At 70.5% G+C, this 18,467-nt stretch carries 16 protein-coding genes; 10 read left to right on the forward strand and 6 right to left on the reverse strand.

All coding sequences use genetic code 11. The features are described 5' to 3' along the window. Positions 1 to 169 precede the first annotated feature (169 nt). Positions 170 to 1,279, forward strand: a complete 1,110-nt coding sequence (locus FBZ33_RS26890; RefSeq protein WP_141911123.1) for a sugar phosphate isomerase/epimerase — start codon at positions 170 to 172, stop codon at positions 1,277 to 1,279. Between the two features lie 72 nt (positions 1,280 to 1,351). Here FBZ33_RS26890 and FBZ33_RS26895 read toward each other — a convergent pair whose 3' ends face one another. After that, positions 1,352 to 2,470, reverse strand: a complete 1,119-nt coding sequence (locus FBZ33_RS26895; protein WP_088950166.1) for a GuaB3 family IMP dehydrogenase-related protein — start codon at positions 2,468 to 2,470, stop codon at positions 1,352 to 1,354. Between the two features lie 30 nt (positions 2,471 to 2,500). Beyond that, positions 2,501 to 4,063, reverse strand: a complete 1,563-nt coding sequence (guaB, locus tag FBZ33_RS26900; protein WP_088950167.1) for an IMP dehydrogenase — start codon at positions 4,061 to 4,063, stop codon at positions 2,501 to 2,503. A 186-nt stretch (positions 4,064 to 4,249) separates the two neighbouring features. Here guaB and FBZ33_RS26905 point away from each other — a divergent pair, with 186 nt between their 5' ends. Next, the gene (locus tag FBZ33_RS26905) at positions 4,250 to 4,669 is read left to right on the forward strand and encodes a DUF5319 domain-containing protein (protein WP_088950168.1); all 420 of its coding nucleotides are present in this window, start codon (positions 4,250 to 4,252) and stop codon (positions 4,667 to 4,669) included. Positions 4,670 to 4,742: 73 nt separating this feature from the next. On the opposite strand, the gene FBZ33_RS26910 is transcribed toward FBZ33_RS26905, so the two are convergent. After that, the gene (locus tag FBZ33_RS26910; RefSeq protein ID WP_099848589.1) at positions 4,743 to 5,561 is read right to left on the reverse strand and encodes a helix-turn-helix transcriptional regulator; all 819 of its coding nucleotides are present in this window, start codon (positions 5,559 to 5,561) and stop codon (positions 4,743 to 4,745) included. A 253-nt stretch (positions 5,562 to 5,814) separates the two neighbouring features. On the opposite strand from FBZ33_RS26910, the gene FBZ33_RS26915 reads away from it, so the two are divergent. Continuing rightward, positions 5,815 to 6,198, forward strand: a complete 384-nt coding sequence (locus tag FBZ33_RS26915; RefSeq protein ID WP_088952018.1) for a WhiB family transcriptional regulator — start codon at positions 5,815 to 5,817, stop codon at positions 6,196 to 6,198. 889 nt (positions 6,199 to 7,087) lie between these two features. Beyond that, positions 7,088 to 7,651, forward strand: coding sequence for a hypothetical protein (locus tag FBZ33_RS26920; protein WP_141911124.1), 564 nt, complete (start codon positions 7,088 to 7,090; stop codon positions 7,649 to 7,651). 275 nt (positions 7,652 to 7,926) lie between these two features. On the opposite strand, the gene FBZ33_RS26925 is transcribed toward FBZ33_RS26920, so the two are convergent. From FBZ33_RS26925 to groES, 3 genes are all read right to left on the reverse strand, one after another. Continuing rightward, complete coding sequence (locus FBZ33_RS26925; RefSeq protein WP_141911125.1) at positions 7,927 to 9,690, reverse strand: molybdopterin-dependent oxidoreductase; 1,764 nt, start codon at positions 9,688 to 9,690, stop codon at positions 7,927 to 7,929. 125 nt (positions 9,691 to 9,815) lie between these two features. Further along, the gene (gene groL, locus FBZ33_RS26930) at positions 9,816 to 11,456 is read right to left on the reverse strand and encodes a chaperonin GroEL (protein ID WP_141911126.1); all 1,641 of its coding nucleotides are present in this window, start codon (positions 11,454 to 11,456) and stop codon (positions 9,816 to 9,818) included. 70 nt (positions 11,457 to 11,526) lie between these two features. After that, complete coding sequence (gene groES, locus FBZ33_RS26935; RefSeq protein ID WP_030330046.1) at positions 11,527 to 11,841, reverse strand: co-chaperone GroES; 315 nt, start codon at positions 11,839 to 11,841, stop codon at positions 11,527 to 11,529. 259 nt (positions 11,842 to 12,100) lie between these two features. On the opposite strand from groES, the gene FBZ33_RS26940 reads away from it, so the two are divergent. The 6 genes from FBZ33_RS26940 (at position 12,101) to FBZ33_RS26965 (ending at position 18,448) form a co-directional block, all read left to right on the forward strand. Further along, positions 12,101 to 13,297: a methyltransferase domain-containing protein gene (locus FBZ33_RS26940; RefSeq protein WP_141911127.1), complete on the forward strand. Its 1,197-nt coding sequence runs from the start codon at positions 12,101 to 12,103 to the stop codon at positions 13,295 to 13,297. A gap of 10 nt (positions 13,298 to 13,307) precedes the next feature. After that, the gene (gene ybaK / locus FBZ33_RS26945; protein ID WP_141911128.1) at positions 13,308 to 13,787 is read left to right on the forward strand and encodes a Cys-tRNA(Pro) deacylase; all 480 of its coding nucleotides are present in this window, start codon (positions 13,308 to 13,310) and stop codon (positions 13,785 to 13,787) included. Positions 13,788 to 13,966: 179 nt separating this feature from the next. Next, the gene (locus FBZ33_RS26950) at positions 13,967 to 15,052 is read left to right on the forward strand and encodes a sugar ABC transporter substrate-binding protein (RefSeq protein WP_141911129.1); all 1,086 of its coding nucleotides are present in this window, start codon (positions 13,967 to 13,969) and stop codon (positions 15,050 to 15,052) included. A gap of 114 nt (positions 15,053 to 15,166) precedes the next feature. Beyond that, positions 15,167 to 15,985 carry an ATP-binding cassette domain-containing protein gene (locus tag FBZ33_RS26955; RefSeq protein WP_141911130.1) on the forward strand — a complete coding sequence of 273 codons (819 nt, stop codon included), beginning with the start codon at positions 15,167 to 15,169 and terminating at the stop codon, positions 15,983 to 15,985. Further along, complete coding sequence (locus FBZ33_RS26960; RefSeq protein WP_141911131.1) at positions 15,982 to 17,244, forward strand: sugar ABC transporter permease; 1,263 nt, start codon at positions 15,982 to 15,984, stop codon at positions 17,242 to 17,244. Before FBZ33_RS26955 ends, FBZ33_RS26960 begins: the two co-directional genes overlap by 4 nt. A 22-nt stretch (positions 17,245 to 17,266) precedes the next feature. After that, positions 17,267 to 18,448: an ROK family protein gene (locus tag FBZ33_RS26965; RefSeq protein ID WP_088950177.1), complete on the forward strand. Its 1,182-nt coding sequence runs from the start codon at positions 17,267 to 17,269 to the stop codon at positions 18,446 to 18,448. Positions 18,449 to 18,467: the final 19 nt, after the last annotated feature.

Consider the following 18,467-nt stretch of genomic DNA (forward strand, 5'->3'; position numbering starts at 1 on the left):
TACCTCCGGTCAGGACGAGCGTAGTCAGCGCCGCAGACGACACGGCCCGTATTGACGATCATCAGTTACTTTCGTTGAATCAAACAAAAGTAGCCGTCGATCGATACTTTCTTTCGACTTTGACCGACGTTAGTGTCGATCTCCGACCACCGTCGCGAAAGGTGGAACCATGCCAGACCACACCGCACCCGACGCCACCCCAACCGGCCGACTCAGCCGTCGGTCCCTGCTCGCCGCGTCCGCCGGCGCAGCCGCCGCGATCGGCGCGGCCGGCCTGCCGGTCCTCGCCACCGGCACCCCCGCGCTCGCCAAACCCAAGAGCAAGCTGCGGGTCGAGCCGCTGATCCCGGCGAAGAACCGCGGCATCATCCTCTACAGCGTCCGCGACCGGATCACTGCCGCGCCCGACGACAGTGGAGTGCCCTACGGCTTCGAGCGCGTCCTCGCCCGACTCGCCGAGATCGGCTACAAGGAGATCGAGTTCGCCGGCTACACACAGAGCACCGAGATCCTCGGCCGGCAGATCACCCCCACCGAGATCCGCAAGATCCTCGACGACAACGGTCTGGTGGCCAACGGCACCCACGCCTCGATCCAGCCGGCCACCTTCCAGCAGCAGCTCGACATCGCCGAGGAACTCGGCATGAAGAACATCGGCACCGGCAGCGACCCGACCAGCAGCGCGTACAAGGCCGAGTGGGACGCCGCCGCCGACATCTGGAACGAGCTGGGCCGGCAGGCACGGGCCCGGGGCATGCGGCTGTACACGCACAACCACGACGCCGCGTACAGCTTCCTGATCGACCGTGGCCCGCGCGACGCGCAGGGCCGGCAGACCCGGTCGTCCGGCATCCGCCGGCTGGAGTACTTCTTCGAGATCACCGACCCGCGGTACGTCTTCTTCGAGCTCGACATCTACTGGGCCTACGTGGCCCGCTACAAGCACCAGAAGTACGTCGACCCGGCCGGCCAGGAAGTGACCGACCTGTTCGACCCGATCCTCACCGTGGCCGACCGGACCACCCGGTTCCCGCTCTTCCACGCCAAGGACGGCGACCGGGACACCAGCGTTCCCAACGGGTACCAGATGACCCCGCTGGGCGAGGGTGACCTCAACTTCCAGCAGTTCTTCCAGACCATCGGCGAGCGGAACTTCCACCACGCCAACTGGGAGATGGACACCGCCCCCGGCGGTGCCGACAACAAGGGCCAGTCACTGGACTTCGCGGCGACCAGCTACCGCAACATGTCCGACCTGACCATCTACCTGGACAAGTGACTCCCAGCTGAACGCGACGAAGGCCGGCCCCGCAGCACCGCGGGGCCGGCCTTCCGGCGTCTGAGAGAAGGGTCAGCGGTCGAGGACCAGGCCGACCTTCTGGAACTCCTTCAGGTCGCGGTAACCGCACTTGGCCATCGCCCGACGCAGCCCACCGAACAGGTTGAGCTGGCCGTCGGCCTCGTCAGCCGGCCCGAAGAGCAGCTCCTCCATCGAACCGAGCGGCTCACCGGCAACCTCGAACGCGCCCCGAGGCAGCGACGGGTGACTCGCCGCCGAGTGCCACCAGGCACCACCGGCGGGGGCCTCCTCGCAGAGCGACAGCGGCTCACCGAGCATCACCGCGTCCGCACCGCAGCCGAGCGCCTTGGCGATGTCACCCGAGGTCTGGATGTCACCGTCGGCGATGAGGTGCACGTACCGGCCGCCCGTCTCGTCCAGATAGTCGCGGCGGGCCGCCGCCGCATCCGCGATCGCGGTCGCCATCGGCACCCGGATCCCCAGCACCGACTCGGTGGTCGACCACTCGTCGCCACCGATGCCCACGATGACCCCGGCCGCACCGGTACGCATCAGGTGCAGAGCGGTCTTGTAGTCCGTGCAACCGCCGACGATCACCGGCAGGTCGAGGTCGGCGATGAACTCCTTGAGGTTCAACGGCTCATCGGTGGTCGACACGTGCTCGGCCGAGACGATGGTGCCTTGGATGACCAGGATGTCCACCCCGGCGTCCAGGATCACCGGAGCCAGCGCCAGGGTGTGCTGCGGGGAGACCCGCACCGCCACAGTGCCGCCACCGGCGCGCAGCTCACGAACCCGCTCGGCGATCAGGTCCGGGCGGATCGGCTCGGCGTACACCTCCTGGAGCTTCTTGGTGGCGCGGGCGTCCTCGTCGAGGCCGGCCAGCTCCTCCAGCACCTTGGTCGGGTTCTCGTAGCGGGTCCAGAGCCCCTCGACGTTGAGCACACCGAGGCCGCCGAGCTCACCGAGCCGCACCGCCGACGCCGGGCTCATGGTGGCGTCGGAGGGGTGGCCGACGCACGGGATACCGAACGGGTACGCGTCGAGCTGCCAGGAGGTGGAGACGTCGTCGACGTCCCTGGTCCGGCGGCTCGGCACGATGGCGATGTCGTCCAGGTGGTAGCCGCGCTGCGCGGTCTTGCCCAGCCCGATCTCGACCACGTCACGCATGGGGGACTCCAGATGGTTGGGGGTGGTGGGTCAGCGGGTGTGGTAGTTGGGCGCCTCGACGGTCATCTGGATGTCGTGCGGGTGGCTCTCCTTCAGCCCGGCCGCGGTGATCCGGATGAGCTGGCCCCGGCGGTGCAGATCGGGGATGTTCTCCGCACCGGCGTATCCCATGGCCAGTCGCAAACCGCCGACCAGCTGGTGGGCGACCCGGGAGAGCGGCCCCCGGTAGGGCACCTGGCCCTCGACGCCCTCCGGGACGAGCTTGTCGTCGCTGAGCACGTCCTGCTGGAAGTAGCGGTCCTTGCTGTACGACTTGGCCTGCCCCCGGGACTGCATCGCGCCGAGCGACCCCATCCCGCGGTAGGTCTTGAACTGCTTGCCGTTGACGAAGATCAGCTCGCCGGGGCTCTCCTCGCAGCCGGCCAGCAGGCTGCCGAGCATCACCGTGTCGGCACCGGCCACCAGGGCCTTGGCGATGTCGCCGGAGTATTGGATGCCACCGTCGCCGATGACCGGCACGCCGGCCGGCCGGGCGGCACGGGCTGCCTCCATGATCGCGGTCACCTGCGGCACGCCGACCCCGGCGACGATCCGGGTGGTGCAGATCGCGCCCGGACCCACGCCCACCTTGACGCCGTCGGCGCCGGCGTCGACCAGCGCCTTCGCGCCGGCGTACGTGGCCACGTTGCCGCCCATGATGTCGACAGTGACGTCGGCCTTGAGCCGGCGGACCATGTCCAGCACGGCCCGCTGGTGACCGTGCGCGGTGTCCACGATCAGCACGTCGACGCCCGCGTCGACCAGGGCACGGGCCCGCTTGTACGAGTCCTCGCCGACACCGATGGCGGCGGCGACCCGGAGGCGGCCGGCGTCGTCCTTGCTGGCGTCCGGGTACTGCTCGCTCTTGGTGAAGTCCTTCACGGTGATCAGGCCACGCAGCCGGCCCGACTCGTCGACGATCGGCAGCTTCTCGACCTTGTGCTGGCGCAGCAGCGCGAGAGCGTCGTCCTTGCTCACGCCCACCCGGGCGGTGACCAGCGGGGTGTGGGTCATGATCTCGCGGACCGGGGTGTCCGGCTCGGAGACGAAACGCATGTCGCGGTTGGTGACGATGCCGACCAGCTGGCCGTCGCCGTCCACCACGGGGACGCCGGAAATGCGGTAACGCCCGCACAGCTCGTCGACTTCGCGCAGCGTGTCGTCAGGGCTGGCGGTCACCGGGTTGGTGATCATGCCGGACTCGGAGCGCTTGACCAGGTCGACCTGGAGCGCCTGGTCCTCCATGGAGAGGTTGCGGTGCAACACGCCGATGCCGCCCTGGCGGGCCATGGCGATCGCCATCCGGGCCTCGGTCACCGTGTCCATCGCGCTGGAGAGCAGCGGAATGGACAACTCGACGTTGCGGGTGAGCTTCGTCCGGGTGTTGACCCGACTGGGCACCACGTCCGACTCGCCCGGCTGGAGCAGCACGTCGTCGAAGGTGAGGCCGAGCGGAACCACCCGGGCGGAGCCGGCCGGCAGCTCGGGCAGGTGGCCGCCCAGGTCGGCGTGCTCCACGCCGGCCGGAAGATCGGTGCTGGGCGAATTTTCCACGATTGCTCCCCTGAGCTGCTCGGATGGGCTTCAGCGAGGTGGCGCGGGCGGGCACCGGAGCGCGCCACGGTGCCGGCACGTCGCCTCATCGTACCCAGTGACCTGGGCGACCCGTCTGTGGCGGCCCGGCCCGGCGCGCGGCCCGGGGGGCGGACGTCCGTGCCGCGTTGGGTCTACGGTGAAGGGGTGCACGACGAGCCCATCGACCCGTTCAATGGCGACCCGGCCGATCCCACAGCGGGTCTGGATGAGCCGGGCGATGACCCGACGCCGGATCCGCTGACCGACGTCGAGCGGCAGGACGTGCTGGAAGACCTCGCCGACCTGGAGATCTACCAGGCCCTGCTCGCCCCGATCGGGGTCCGTGGCCTGGTGATCGAATGCGAGGACTGCCGAGAGCCGCACTACTTCGACTGGGACCTGCTCCGGGGCAACCTGCGTCACCTGCTCAACTCCGGCCGCCCCCGCGTGCACGAGCCCGCGTACGACCCCGACCCGGACCACTACGTGACCTGGGACTACGCCCGGGGCTACGCCGACGGCGTGCACGACACCCTGACCGAGGGCACCGAGGACGAGCCGGGCACCCCGACCGCAACGCAGTGACGGTCGGGTGCGTGGACGCCGTTTGATGGTGGCGTGCGGCGCATGCCGGTGACCGTGGCGTGCGACCTTTCCCTCAGGCGACCAGCCCGGCGCGGAAGCCGGCTGCCACCGCGTGCGCCCGGTCCCGGGCCCCAAGCTTGCGGAACAACCGGCGAGCGTGCGTCTTGACCGTGTCCTCCGAGACGAACAGCTCCCGGCCGATCTCCGCGTTGCTCTTACCCTCGGCCATGCCGAGCAGCACCTGAAGCTCGCGCTCGGTGAGGCCGATCGACGCCCGGGTGGGCCGGGCGTTCGCAGCGGGCCGGGCCGGATCGGTCTGATCCGCCGACGACTCGCCGGTCGCCGACTCGGCCTCGTCGTCCCCCCGCTGCACCGGCACCGACGGCATCCCCGCCGACCCGTCGCCGGGCGTTGCCGGCCAGCCGGGCTCGCCGGAGCCACGCGGCGACGGCCCGGAGCGACCAGAACCGCCCACCGCCGCGGCATCCCGTGCCGGATCGGTGATCCTCTGCCGGGAGGCCCGACCGGGCGCTGTGAGCAGCAGGAGGGCCTTGGCCACCGCGCTGGTCAGGTCGTGGTCGACGTTCTGAATGAGACCGCGGGCGCCGGCGCTGATGGTGGCCGCCGCCGCCTCGGACTCTTCGGTGCCGAGCAGCAGCACCGCGGCCTGCGGCGCGCGGGCCAGGACCCGACGAACGAAGCCGGCGCTGTCCGGCCGGGTGAGGGCCGTGTCGGCCAACACCACGTCGGCCGGTCGCTCGGCCAGCCGCAGCATCACCTCAGGATCGGAGACTGCGGTACGAACAATTGCTGACAACCCCAGCCGCGCGGCAGCAGAAGCAAGGTGCTGGGCCGCGAGTGGTGTCCGAACGCACACAAGGACGGTACGCACTGTGGTCTCCTCTCCGCCAACGAGCAGACCATGACGGGGTCGGCTCGGGAGGGGGTTCCCGGCAATCCTTCGAACTTTTCCGACAGATAGGGCAAAAGCCGCAATTTGTAGGACGTTTTCGATCACACACGTGTGAGTCGGCTGCAGCCCGGGTACCGGGAGGTCCAGGCCGGGAACGGTGCGCCTGCGCGGCCCGCCGCACGGATGCCGGCCACAAGGATTCTCGCGGAGCCGCGCGGGAGGAGGGGTGCTGATGTCGAACGTACGTAGACTGCCCGGACCCATCGTCGATCTCTGGGACTGGCAACGGCTCGGTGCCTGCCGAGGCCGGGACAGCGCCCAGTTCTTCCACCCGGACGGCGAGCGTGGCTCCTCCCGACTGCGTCGCGAGTCCGCCGCCAAGTCGGTCTGTCGCGCCTGCCCGGTCCGGGCCGAGTGCGCCGCACACGCGCTGTCGGTCCGTGAGCCGTACGGCGTGTGGGGCGGCTTCAGCGAGTCGGAACGACTGCGACTGCTCGCCGTCGGCTGGGAGGACCTGGCAGACCGGCGGCACGCCCGGGTCGACGTTGCACGGCTGGAGGCCCGACTGGGTCACCCGCACAAGTCGACCGTCCCGGCCCAACGCAACGTCGCCTGACCCGACACATACCTGACGTCCGCGAAACCGCGTCCCTGGTTCGGGGGCGCGGTTTCGACGTCCCGACCCTCGACGGTCTCGACGTCCCCGGGTCCTAGGCGGCTCGGCCTCCCCCGCCCGGGCCCGTGGAAAGCTCCAACATCCGCATGATCGACACGAGTTCAATGATGTCGGGGTGTCCCGCCGCCTCGGACACCCCGATATTGGCAAAGCCGAGTGGATCATGCCCAGAACGGAACGGGCTGAGGCCGGCCCCGCCTCCGTATGGGAGGTTTGTCCGGTCTGAGGGGTTAAGGCGAGAGCGCCGATGGCCCCGGTACGAGGGTTGCGGCCTTCGGGGCGTTTGGCCTGTGACCGGTCGCACCGGTGGGTCGGAATGATGGCCGGGCCGGGGTCGTTGAAAACCCTGACGATCGCAGGACCACCGGCTCACCGCCCCGCCCGACCGGGGTTGGAACAGCTGGTAGCGGGGTTGGAATGCCGCCCCGGCCCGCATGGTTGAAGCCTCCCAGCACCCGCGCTCCACGGGATGGCCGGGCCCCCGGAATGACCCCGGGCCCCGGTCGTTGCAGTCCCCACGAGCAACCACCCCGCCACCGCTTCACCCGAGCGGACGTCGGCGGATGGGCCCACCGGGAATGATCCCCGGACGGCGGTCGTTACACATGGACCCGGCGCCACAAGCCCGCGCTTGTCACCGCCGACCCCGGCGCCCGAGCCCCCGCTCGCAGGCCGCCAACCCGGCCCCCAAGCCCTTCCGCTTGACGGTGCCGACCTTCCCAGACTTTTCCCTTGGTTTTGATGCAGCGCCGGACGAGGTGCTCACACCCCTGTGTCGCCGACCCCCCTTGGCGGCCCGGGTGTTCCTACCCCCGAAGGAGCTACCCCCATGAACACGATCATTCGTAAGAGCATGTTGTCTGTTGCTGGTCTCGCGTTCGCCGGTGGTGTCTTCGCCGGCCCGATCGCCGCCCACGCTGCCAACCCCGTGGATGGCAAGCCGGTTGCGGTGGCGGTGCAGTCGGCCGCCCCGAAGCCGCAGGGCGAGCAGTCCCACATCACCCTCAACGACGAGCAGACCGCCAACGTCAAGGCGATCATCGCCGCGACGAAGAAGGCCGGCCTGCCCGAGCGCGCCGCGGTCATCTCGATCGCGACGAGCCTGCAGGAGTCGAAGCTGGAAAACCTGGGCCACCTCGGCGACGCCAACGACCACGACTCGCTGGGCCTGTTCCAACAGCGCCCGACCAGTGGTTGGGGCACGCCGGAGCAAATCACCGACCCCGCCTACTCCACCACCGCGTTCCTCAAGGGCCTCCGCCAGGTCGACGGGTGGCAGGACATGGCGCTGACCGACGCCGCGCAGACCGTCCAGGTGTCGGCCTACCCGGATGCCTACGCCCAGTGGGAGCAGCAGGCCACCGACCTGGTCGGCCAGCACTGGAACAGCTGACACCAACACAAACACTGGACTACCCGACCGCTGGCCGGCACCCCAACCCGGGGTGCCGGCCAGCGGCATATCCGCACCACCCGCGTCCCTGGCCCGGGTCGATCACGGACTTGTGGTGCCGGACTGAGGATGGTTCGGGTGGTCTGTCCAGCACCACAACTCCTTGATCGACCCAAGCGGGCGGGCGGGCCGCCCGGCCGGGCCGGGCTGGGCCGGGCTGGGCCGACAGCACTCCAACGGCTTCCGACCGGGGCGGACCGCCCGGCACTGCCGGATCAGCGGACGGTGACAGTGACCGTGTGCCAGCCGGTGGCGCCGTCCGGGACGACATCCTGCGTACGCTCGGTCTGGGTTTCGCCGGTGGCGTCCGTTGCCCGGACCTGGAGCCGGTGCTCGCCTGGCGTGGCGGCCCAGCGCCACGACCACTGCACCCAGGTGTCCACCGACACGGCTGGGGCCAGCTCGGCCTGCTGCCACTCGCCGTCGTCGACGCGGACCTCGACCTGGCGGATGCCCCGGTGCTGCGCCCACGCCACACCGGCGATGGTCACCGGCCCCGTGGTCAGCCGGTTACGTCCCCGGGGCGTGTCGATCCTCGACTGCGTCTTGATGGGCCCTTCGACCGACCAGCCGCGCGGCACCCAGTACGCGTCGAAGTCCGCGAATCGGGTCAGCTCCAGCTCGGTCACCCACTTGCACGCCGACACGTAGCCGTAGAGGCCGGGCACCACCATCCGGACCGGGAAGCCGTGCTCGACCGGCAGAGGCTCGCCGTTCATGCCGACCGCCAGCAGCGCGTCCCGCCCGTCGCGCAGCGCGGCGGTGGGGGTGCCGCAGGTCCAGCCGTCGACCGACCGGCCGACGACCTGGTCGGCGTCCGCGTCCGGCTCGACCTCGTCGAGCAGTTCCCGCAGGGGTACGCCGAGCCAGCGGGCGTTGCCGATCAGGTCACCGCCCACCTCGTTGGAGACGCAGGCCAACGTGACGTACCGCTCGACCAGCGGCCGGGCCAGCAGGTCGGCGTAGGTGTAGGTGCGCTCGGTGCCGACCCGCCCGTGGATCCGCAGCCGCCAGCTGTCCGGGTCCACCTGGGGTACCACCAGCGCGGTGTCGATCCGGTAGAACCCGAGGTTCGAGGTGACGTACGGCGCGAGTTGCGCCAGCGAGAGGTCCGCGCCTGCTGGTACGGCCGCTGCGGGGGCGACCGGCGCGGGCAGCCGGATCGCGTCCCGAGCGGCGGACACCCCGCGTCGACCGGCCAGCCAGCGCCCACCGAGACCTGCCGCCACGGCGGTGCCGAGCAGAACCCCGCTGCTGGTGAGGAACCGCCGCCGCGACTCGGGGTCGACTTCCGCAGCCCCGGCCGTGGGTTGCCCGCCCGGAGCCACCGGCGCAGCGGGCGCCACCGGGCCAGCAGGCGACATCGGCGCGGCGGGAGTCACCGGCACCGGCAGGCCCTCCGGCGTCGGCGAGGGCGGCTCGGCCCGCGACCCTCGCGCCGGGCCCGCAGGCGGCACCGGACCGACAGGCGGCACCGACCCAGCAGGCGGCACCGACCCAGCGGGCGGCGCGATCGGCGTGGGCGGTGACCATGGCCAGGGGTCCAGCTCGAACGGGCCGTCGATGAACAGCCAGAGCACCAGGCCGCCGAGGCCGGCGCCGACAAGCGACGGCAGCGCGTCGGCGGCGTCCGCACCGGAACGGGTCAGCGCGGCGGCCACACCGATGACGCCGAACGCGGCGATGCCGGCCAGGCCGAATGCCAGCCGTCGGACCGCCAGCACACCGAACAGCGCCGCGAACCCTCCCAGCAACAGGCCCGTACCGACCAGCAGCGCGATCTTGTCGGCGGTGCCGAAGAGGTCGATGGCGAGTTGCTTCAGCGACTCGGGGACGGCGTCGACGACCACCCCACCGACCGCGACCAGCGGTGCCGACCGGGGGCCGGTCAGGACCGCCACCGGTTCGGCGATTCCGATCGCGACGGCGGCGGCGGTGATCCCGGCCAGCGCGGCGTAGCGCCGCGACGTGGTGCTCATCGGCCCAGTGTGCGCGATCATCCGGTCCACTCGCCAACAACGGCGGCGTCGGTAACAGACCCATAAGACGAGCCGGGGCACACCGTCGTGCGACGGTGTGCCCCGGGACGGGTGTTGCTACCGGGTCAGAAGCCCGGGCCGTGCTGGTGGCCGTGACCGTGGCCGTGGCCGCCGCCGGCGGACTGCTCCGCCTGCTCCGGCTTCTCGACCACGAGGCTCTCCGTGGTGAGCAGCAGACCGGCGATCGAGGCGGCGTTGGTGACCGCGTTGCGGGTCACCTTCACCGGGTCGATGATGCCGGCCTTGACGAGGTCGACGTACTCGCCCTTGGCGGCGTCGAGGCCGTTGCCCCACTCCAGGTCGGCGACCTTCTGCGTCACGACGTAGCCGTCGTGACCGGCGTTCTGGGCGATCCAGCGCAGCGGCTCGACGAGCGACTTGCGCACGACCGAGACACCGATCTTCTCGTCGCCGGTGAAGCCCAGGTCGTCGTCGAGCACCGAACGGATCTGCACCAGGGCGGCGCCGCCGCCGGGCACAGTGCCCTCCTCGACCGCAGCCTTGGTCGCCGCGATGGCGTCCTCGATGCGGTGCTTGCGCTCCTTCATCTCGACCTCGGTGGCCGCGCCAGCCTTGATGACGGCGATGCCACCGGAGAGCTTCGCCAGCCGCTCGGCCAGCTTCTCCCGGTCCCAGTCGGAGTCGGAGGCCTCGATCTCCTTGCGGATCTGGGACACCCGGTCGGCGACGTCGGCCTTCTGGCCGCCGCCGTCGACGATCGTGGTGTTCTCCTTGTCGACCACGACGCGCCGAGCGGTGCCGAGCACCTCCAGGCCGACCTGGTCGATCTTGTAGCCCAGCTCCGGGGCGACCAACTCGGCACCCGTGGAGATCGCGATGTCCTGGAGCATCGCCTTGCGCCGGTCACCGAAGCCCGGGGCCTTGACCGCGCAGACCTTGAGGGTCTTGCGCAGCGAGTTGACCACCAGGGTGGAGAGCGCCTGGCCGTCCACGTCCTCGGCGATGATCAGCAGGGGCTTGCTGTTCTGCAGGATCTTCTCCAGCAGCGGCAGCAGCTCTTCGATCGCCGAGATCTTCTGGGTGGTGACCAGGATGTACGCGTCCTCAAGGACGGACTCCTGGCTCTCCAGGTCGGTGACGAAGTTCGGCGAGATGAAGCCCTTGTCGAACTGGAGACCCTCGGTCACTTCCAGCTCGGTGGTGAGCATGGAGCCTTCCTCGACGGTGATGACACCGTCGCGGCCGACCCGCTCCATCGCCTCGGCGATCAGGTCGCCGATCGTGGCGTCCTGCGCGGAGATCGTCGCCACGTTCGCGATCGACTCCTTGCTGGTGACCTCGGCGGCACGGCCGAGCAGCGCCTCGGAGACCTTGGCGGCCGCCGCGTCGATGCCCCGCTTGAGGCCGGCCGGGTTGGTCCCGGCGGTCACGTTGCGCAGACCCTCGCGAACCATCGCCTGGGCCAGCACGGTCGCGGTGGTGGTCCCGTCGCCGGCGACGTCGTTGGTCTTGGTCGCCACCTCCTTGACCAGCTGCGCGCCAAGGTTCTCGTACGGGTTGGTGAGCTCGATCTCCTTGGCGATGGTCACACCATCGTTGGTGATCGTCGGCGCACCGAATTTCTTGTCCAGGACGACGTTGCGCCCGCGCGGGCCGAGGGTGACCTTGACCACGTCCGCGAGGGCGTTGACACCGTGCTCCAGCAGGTGCCGGGCGTCGTCCGAGAAGCTCAGGATCTTCGCCATTTATGTCCCTTCGAAGCGCCATTGCCCCGGCCCGGCGAGCCGGACCGGGGCAATGGCACTGATCGGTTGCTTACTTCTCGATGACCGCGAGGACGTCGCGGGCGGAGAGCACCAGGTACTCCTCGCCGGCGTACTTGACCTCGGTGCCGCCGTACTTCGAGTAGAGGACGGTGTCGCCGACCTGCACGTCAACCGGAACCCGGTTGCCGTTGTCGTCGACGCGGCCCGGGCCGACAGCGAGGACAGTGCCCTCCTGCGGCTTCTCCTTGGCGGTGTCGGGGATCACGATGCCCGACGCCGTGGTGGTCTCAGCCTCGTTCGCCTGGACCACGATGCGGTCCTCGAGCGGCTTGATCGCAACCTTGGTCGCGGTAGTCACGGGCATACCCTCCTGGGGTACTGGTTTCGTTGCTGGCCGGCGGGGCCGACCAGCGTCAATCTGCCTCATGCCACCGGGCGGGGCCGTCGTCGCGGGTGCCGGTCCGCCTGGCGTGCGCCCCCGGGTCGTGAGACCCGGAAGCTGGCACCCTCAGGGTGAGAGTGCTAATCGCAGGTTATTCCGTGGCTAGCACTCCGTCAAGGAGAGTGCCAGCGAGTCGCGCCCCGCCAGCCCGGATTTCCGGGTCCACCCGGACAATGACCGGGTGGATCTCGATCAGCTGGCGGCGCTGCGTACCCCCGAGGGGTCGGCCGCGCTCACGGCGGCGGCCGGGCTGGCCGGCGGTGATCCACTGGCTGCGGCGTCGGCCCTGCGCGCGGCCGGGGTGCCGCCGACGCTCGCCGCGGCCGCGCTCACCCAGGCTGAGCTGCGCCACCGGGCGACCGGCAAGTTCGGCCCGGCAGCCGCTGGGATGTTCCTCACCCGCCCGGGGCTGGAGCAGGCCACCCGCCGGGTGGTCGCCGACCGGCGGGCCGCCCGGCTCCACGCGGCCGGCGTGCGCACCCTGGCCGACCTCGGATGCGGCCTCGGCGCCGACGCGCTGGCCGCCGCCCGCGCCGGCATCCGGGTGTACGGGGTGGAGGCCGACCCGGTGACCGCCGCGATGGCCGCCGCCAACGCCGACGCGGCCGGGCTGGCTGACCTGTTCACTGTCGAGTGCGGGGATGCCACAGCGTTCGACGTCTCCCGGGTCGACGGGGTCTTCTGCGACCCGGCCCGCCGCACCACCGGCACCGGGCGACGGATCTTCGACCCGCGCGCCTACTCACCACCGTGGGACTTCGTGACCGGGCTGGCCGAGCGGGTGCCGCGCACCGTGGTGAAGGTGGCGCCGGGCCTGGACCACGCGCTCATTCCGGCCGGCGCGGAGGCCGAGTGGGTCGGCGTCGATGGCGACCTGGTCGAGGCCGCGCTCTGGTGTGGTGACCTGGCTGAGGTGCCCCGCCGCGCCACCCTCTACCGCCAGCGGGGCGTCGAGACACGCCGCCACCAGCTCAGCGGCTCGGGTGCCGACGAGGCGCCGGTCGGGCCGCCGCGTCGCTACCTGTACGACCCGGACGCGGCGGTGGTGCGCGCGCACCTCGTGGCCGAACTGGCCACCGAACTGGACGCCACCCTCGGCGATCCGAGCATCGCCTACCTCTACGCCGACCAGCCGATCCGCACCCCGTACGCACGCTGCCTGGAGATCACCGACGTGCTGCCGTTCTCGCTCAAGCGCCTGCGGGCGCTGCTGCGGGATCGTCGGGTGGGCCGGGTGGAGATCCTCAAGCGGGGTTCCGCGCTCACCCCGGAGCAGCTTCGACGGGACCTGCGGCTGGCCGGCGGCGAGGCGGCGAGCCTGGTGCTCACCCGGGTCGCCGGCGCACCGACAGTGCTGATCGGTAGGCCGGTCGACTAGCGTCGCCGGTGTGGCAGGACAGGGCACTCCGGCGACGGCACTGGTGGTCAAGCGTGGGGTGGCGCACCGCACCCATCCGTACCGGGTGGCACCGGACGCCCCGAACTACGGCGCGTTGGTGGCGGTGGCGCTCGGCGTGCCACCGGAGCGCGTGTTCAAGTCGCTGGTGACCGAGGTCGACGGCGCACTGACCGTGGCGGTCGTTCCGGTCACCGGCGAGCTGGATCTGAAGGCGCTCGCCGCGGCCGTCGGTGGCAAGCGGGCGGCGCTGGCCGACCGGGCGGTCGCCGAGCGGGCAACCGGCTACGTACGCGGTGGGATCAGCCCGCTCGGGCAGCGCAAGCGACTGCCCACAGTGCTGGACGACTCCGCGCTGACATTTCCGACGATCTACGTCTCGGCTGGTCGGCGCGGTCTGCAACTCGAACTGGCCGCGGCGGATCTGGTGGCGCTGACCGACGCCCGCACCGCGCCGTTGCAGACCCACTGACGACCTTCGTTACGTCGACTCCCTCGTGGGATACCCGCGGAGTAACAGTCGCGTTGCTGAATTGTTATCGCTCCCAACAAACTATGCACCTGCGCGGTCTTGTGGAGCCGGTGTGACGCGAAATACGTTGCCGGACACAACAAAACAACACCTCCCCCACCTCCGAAAGGACCCTGCACATGCGTAAGGGGATCCTCACCATCGCCGCCGTGGGCCTGCTCACGACCGGCGGCTTGACCGCCTGTGGCGACGACTCCGGCGACAAGGCCGCCTCCGCCAAGACCCCCAAGATCGGCGTGATCCTCCCGGACAGCAAGTCCTCGGCCCGTTGGGAAACGGCGGACCGCCGGTTCCTGGAGGAGGCGTTCAAGGCCGCCGGTGTCCAGTACGACATCCAGAACGCCCAGAACGACAAGACCGCCTTCCAGACCATCGCCGACCAGATGATCACCGGTGGCGTGACCGCCCTGATGATCGTCAACCTGGACTCCGGCACCGGCAAGGCCGTGCTGGACAAGGCCAAGTCGCAGGGCGTCGCCACCATCGACTACGACCGGCTCACCCTCGGTGGCTCGGCCCAGTACTACGTCAGCTTCGACAACGAGACCGTCGGCAAGCTCCAGGGCGAGGGTCTGTCGAAGTGCCTGACCGAGAAGGGCGCCAAGAACCCCGTCGTGGCGTACCTGAACGGCTCCCCCACCGACAACAACGCCACCCTGTTCAAGGCCGGCTACGACTCGGTCCTCAAGCCGAAGTTCGACGCCAAGGAATACGTCAAGGGCCCTGAGGACGCGGTGCCGGCGTGGGACAACGCGCAGGCCGCGACGATCTTCGAGCAGCAGCTCACCAAGGCCAACGGCAAGATCGACGGCGTGCTGGCCGCCAACGACGGTCTCGGCAACGCGGCCATCTCGATCCTGAAGAAGAACAAGCTCAACGGCAAGGTGCCGGTGACCGGGCAGGACGCCAGCACCGAGGGCCTGCAGAACATCCTCGCCGGTGACCAGTGCATGACCGTCTACAAGGCGGTCCGGGAAGAGGCCAAGGCCGCCTCCGACCTGGCCATCGCCCTCGCCAAGGGCGAGAAGAAGGACACCGGCCAGACGGTCAAGGACGGTGACCGGGACGTTCCCTCGGTGCTGCTCACCCCGAAGGCCATCACCAAGGAGACCGTCAAGGACGTCATCGCCGACGGCTACGTGACCAAGGAAGAGGTCTGCACCGCGGCGTACGCCAAGTTCTGCGCCGAAGCCGGCATCAGCTGACCGACGCCGCAGTACCCGCCGGAACGACCATCGCCGCCCGGCACGGGAGCACCCTTCCGTGCCGGGCGGCGCCCGCCGGACGGGCCCCGACCCTCCCTTGAGAAGGAGACCCCCGTGTCCCCGACCCCCTTGCTGGAACTCCGCGGGATCGACAAGAGCTTCGGTCCTGTCCAGGTGCTCCGCGACGTCGCCCTGACCGTCCACCCGGGCGAAGTGACCGCACTGGTCGGCGACAACGGCGCCGGCAAGTCGACCCTGGTGAAGTGCATCAGCGGCATCCACCCCACCGACGCCGGAGAGTTCCTGTTCAACGGTGAACCGGTGCACATCGGCAGCCCCCGCGACGCCGCCACGCTCGGCATCGAGGTCGTCTACCAGGACCTCGCGCTCTGCGACAACCTGGACATCGTGCAGAACATGTTCCTGGGCCGGGAGAGGCGCAGCGGCATCGTCCTCGACGAGCCGACCATGGAACAGCTCGCCGCCGAGACGCTGGCGGGGCTCTCCATCCGCACCGTCACCTCGCTGCGTCAGCACGTGTCCAGCCTCTCCGGTGGCCAGCGCCAGACCGTGGCCATCGCGAAGGCGGTGCTGTGGAACAGCAAGCTCGTCATCCTGGACGAGCCGACCGCGGCGCTCGGCGTGGCACAGACCGCCCAGGTGCTCGAACTGGTCCGCCGCCTCGCCGACAACGGCCTGGCCGTGGTGCTCATCTCGCACAACATGAACGACGTCTTCGCCGTCTCCGACCGGATCGCCGCGCTGTACCTCGGCCAGATGGTCGCTCAGGTGAAGACCACCGACATCACTCACGCCCAGGTGGTCGAGCTGATCACCGCCGGGCGCTCGGGCGGGCTCGGCCTCGCCACCGACCCGGGCAGCAACGGCGACGGCCCGCAGCCGGCCGACTCGACCTCAGGAGGCGTCCGATGACCACCACCGCCGTGCGGAAGGACGGCCCCGCCGCCGTCACACCGACGCCGACCATCGGAGGCCACTTCCGCAACTACCTGAGTCGGGTACGCGGTGGCGACGTCGGCGCACTGCCAGCCGTACTCGGCCTGATCGTGCTCTGCACCGTCTTCGCGATCATGCGGCCGTCGTCGTTCCTGTCGGCCGGCAACTTCGCCAACCTCTTCACCCAGGGCGCGGCGGTCACGCTGATCGCGATGGGCCTGGTCTTCGTGCTGCTGCTCGGCGAGATCGACCTGTCCGCCGGCTTCGCCAGCGGCGTCTGCGCGGCGGTGCTGGCCAATGTGGTCACAGTGCTCGGCTACCCCTGGTGGGTCGCCGTGCTCGCCGCCGTCGCCACCGGTGTGGTCATCGGCACCACGCTCGGCATGCTCGTCGCGAAGATCGGTATTCCGTCCTTCGTGGTCACCCTCGCCGGCTTCCTCGCCTTCCAGGGCGTCGTGCTACTGCTCGTCAAGGATGGCACCAACATCTCCGTCCGCGACGACGTGCTGGTCGCCATCGCCAACCGCAACCTCGGCCCCACGTTGGGCTGGGCGCTGACCGCCCTCGCGGTCGTCGGCTACGCGGCGGTGCAACTGCTGCGCCACCGCACCCGGGCGGCCCGCGGTCTGATCACCGACCCGATCGCGGTGGTGGCGCTGCGGATCGGCGGGCTCGCCGTCATCCTCGGCACCGCTGTGTACGTGCTCAACCTGGAGCGCAGCCGCAACGTCCTGATCAGCTCACTCAAGGGTGTGCCGATCGTGGTGCCGATCATCGCGGTGCTGCTGATCATCTGGACCTTCGTGCTCCAACGCACCAGCTACGGCCGGCACATCTACGCCGTGGGCGGCAACCGGGAAGCGGCCCGCCGGGCCGGCATCGGCGTCGACCGGATCCGGATCTCCGTCTTCGTGATCTGCTCGTCCATGGCCGCCATCGGTGGCATCGTGGCGGCCAGCCGGGCCAACTCGGTCGACCCGAACACCGGGGGCAGTAACGTACTGCTCTACGCGGTCGGCGCGGCGGTGATCGGCGGCACCAGCCTCTTCGGTGGCAAGGGCCGCGTCCTCGACGCCGTCCTCGGCGGCGCGGTAGTCGCGGTCATCGAAAACGGAATGGGCCTGATGGGGTACACCGCAGGAGTCAAGTACGTGGTCACCGGCGTCGTGCTGCTGCTCGCCGCCAGCGTCGACGCGCTCTCCCGCCGCCGCGCGGCAGCCACCGGCACCCGCTGACCGCGCGGAAGGTAGCACCAGCATGCGCCCAGGACCGAGCCAGGACGACGTCCGACGGCAGAACCTCGGGGCTCTGCTGAGGCATGTGCACGTCCACGGGGCGACCACCCGCGCGGAACTGACCACCACGCTCGGCCTCAACCGCAGCACCATCGGCGCGCTCACCGCCGACCTGTCCGCGGTGGGGCTGGTCAGCGAAGGCGCGCCGAAGGAGACCGGCCGGGCCGGGCGACCGTCACTGGTCGTCCGGCCCGAGTCGGCCCGGGTCTACGCGTACGCGTACTCGGTGGAGGTGGACCGACTGCGCGCGGCCCGGATCGGGTTGGGCGGGGCGGTCCTGGACCGCCGCGACCTGGACCGGCCACGCGGGCTGCTGGCCGCGGAAGCCGCGCCGCTGCTGGCCGGCGCGGTCAAGGAGATGCAGCAGTTGGTCCCGGCCGACGCGATCTGCGTCGGCGCCGGCGTCGCGGTCTGCGGCATGGTCCGCCGGGACGACGGCCTGGTCCGGCTCGGCCCCACCACCGGCTGGGTGGACGAGCCGATCGGCTCGGCCCTCGCCGACGAGTTGGGCATCGACGTACCAGTCACGGTGGGCAACGTGGCCGACGTCGCCGCGTTCGCCGAGCACGCACGGGGTGTTGCGGCCGGTTGCGACAACGTCCTCTACCTGTACGGCGACGTCGGCGTGGGTGCCGGCATCATCGCCGGTGGACGTCGGCTGACCGGGCACGGTGGGTACGGCGGCGAGGTCGGCCACATGAAGGTGGTCCGCGACGGCCGGCCCTGTGAGTGCGGCTCCCGGGGTTGCTGGGAGACCGAGATCGGCGAGCACGGTCTGCTGCGCGCTGCCGGACGTTCCGACGCCCGGGGTCGCGACGCCCTGCTGGCCGTCTTCGACGCCGCCGACCGGGGCGACGCCCGGGCCCAGACGGCGGTCCGCCAGGCCGGCGACTGGCTCGGCTTCGGCGTCGCCAACCTGGTGAACATCTTCAACCCCGAAATGGTCATCTTCGGCGGCACCATGCGCGACCTCTACCTCGCGGCGGCGGCCCAGATCCGCAGCCGGCTCAACTCCAACGCGCTCGGAGCCTGCCTGGAGCACGTCCGGCTGCGCACGCCCAAGCTGGGCGCGGACGCCCCCCTGATCGGGGCCGCCGAGTTGGCCTTCGAACGACTCCTCGCGGACCCCCTCGACGTGGGCTGATCCGCGTACGCTGTCCGGC

Origin of the sequence: Micromonospora sp. A202 (assembly GCF_006715105.1) — a bacterium.
In the GTDB taxonomy this organism is placed as follows: Bacteria; Actinomycetota; Actinomycetes; order Mycobacteriales; family Micromonosporaceae; genus Micromonospora; species Micromonospora zamorensis.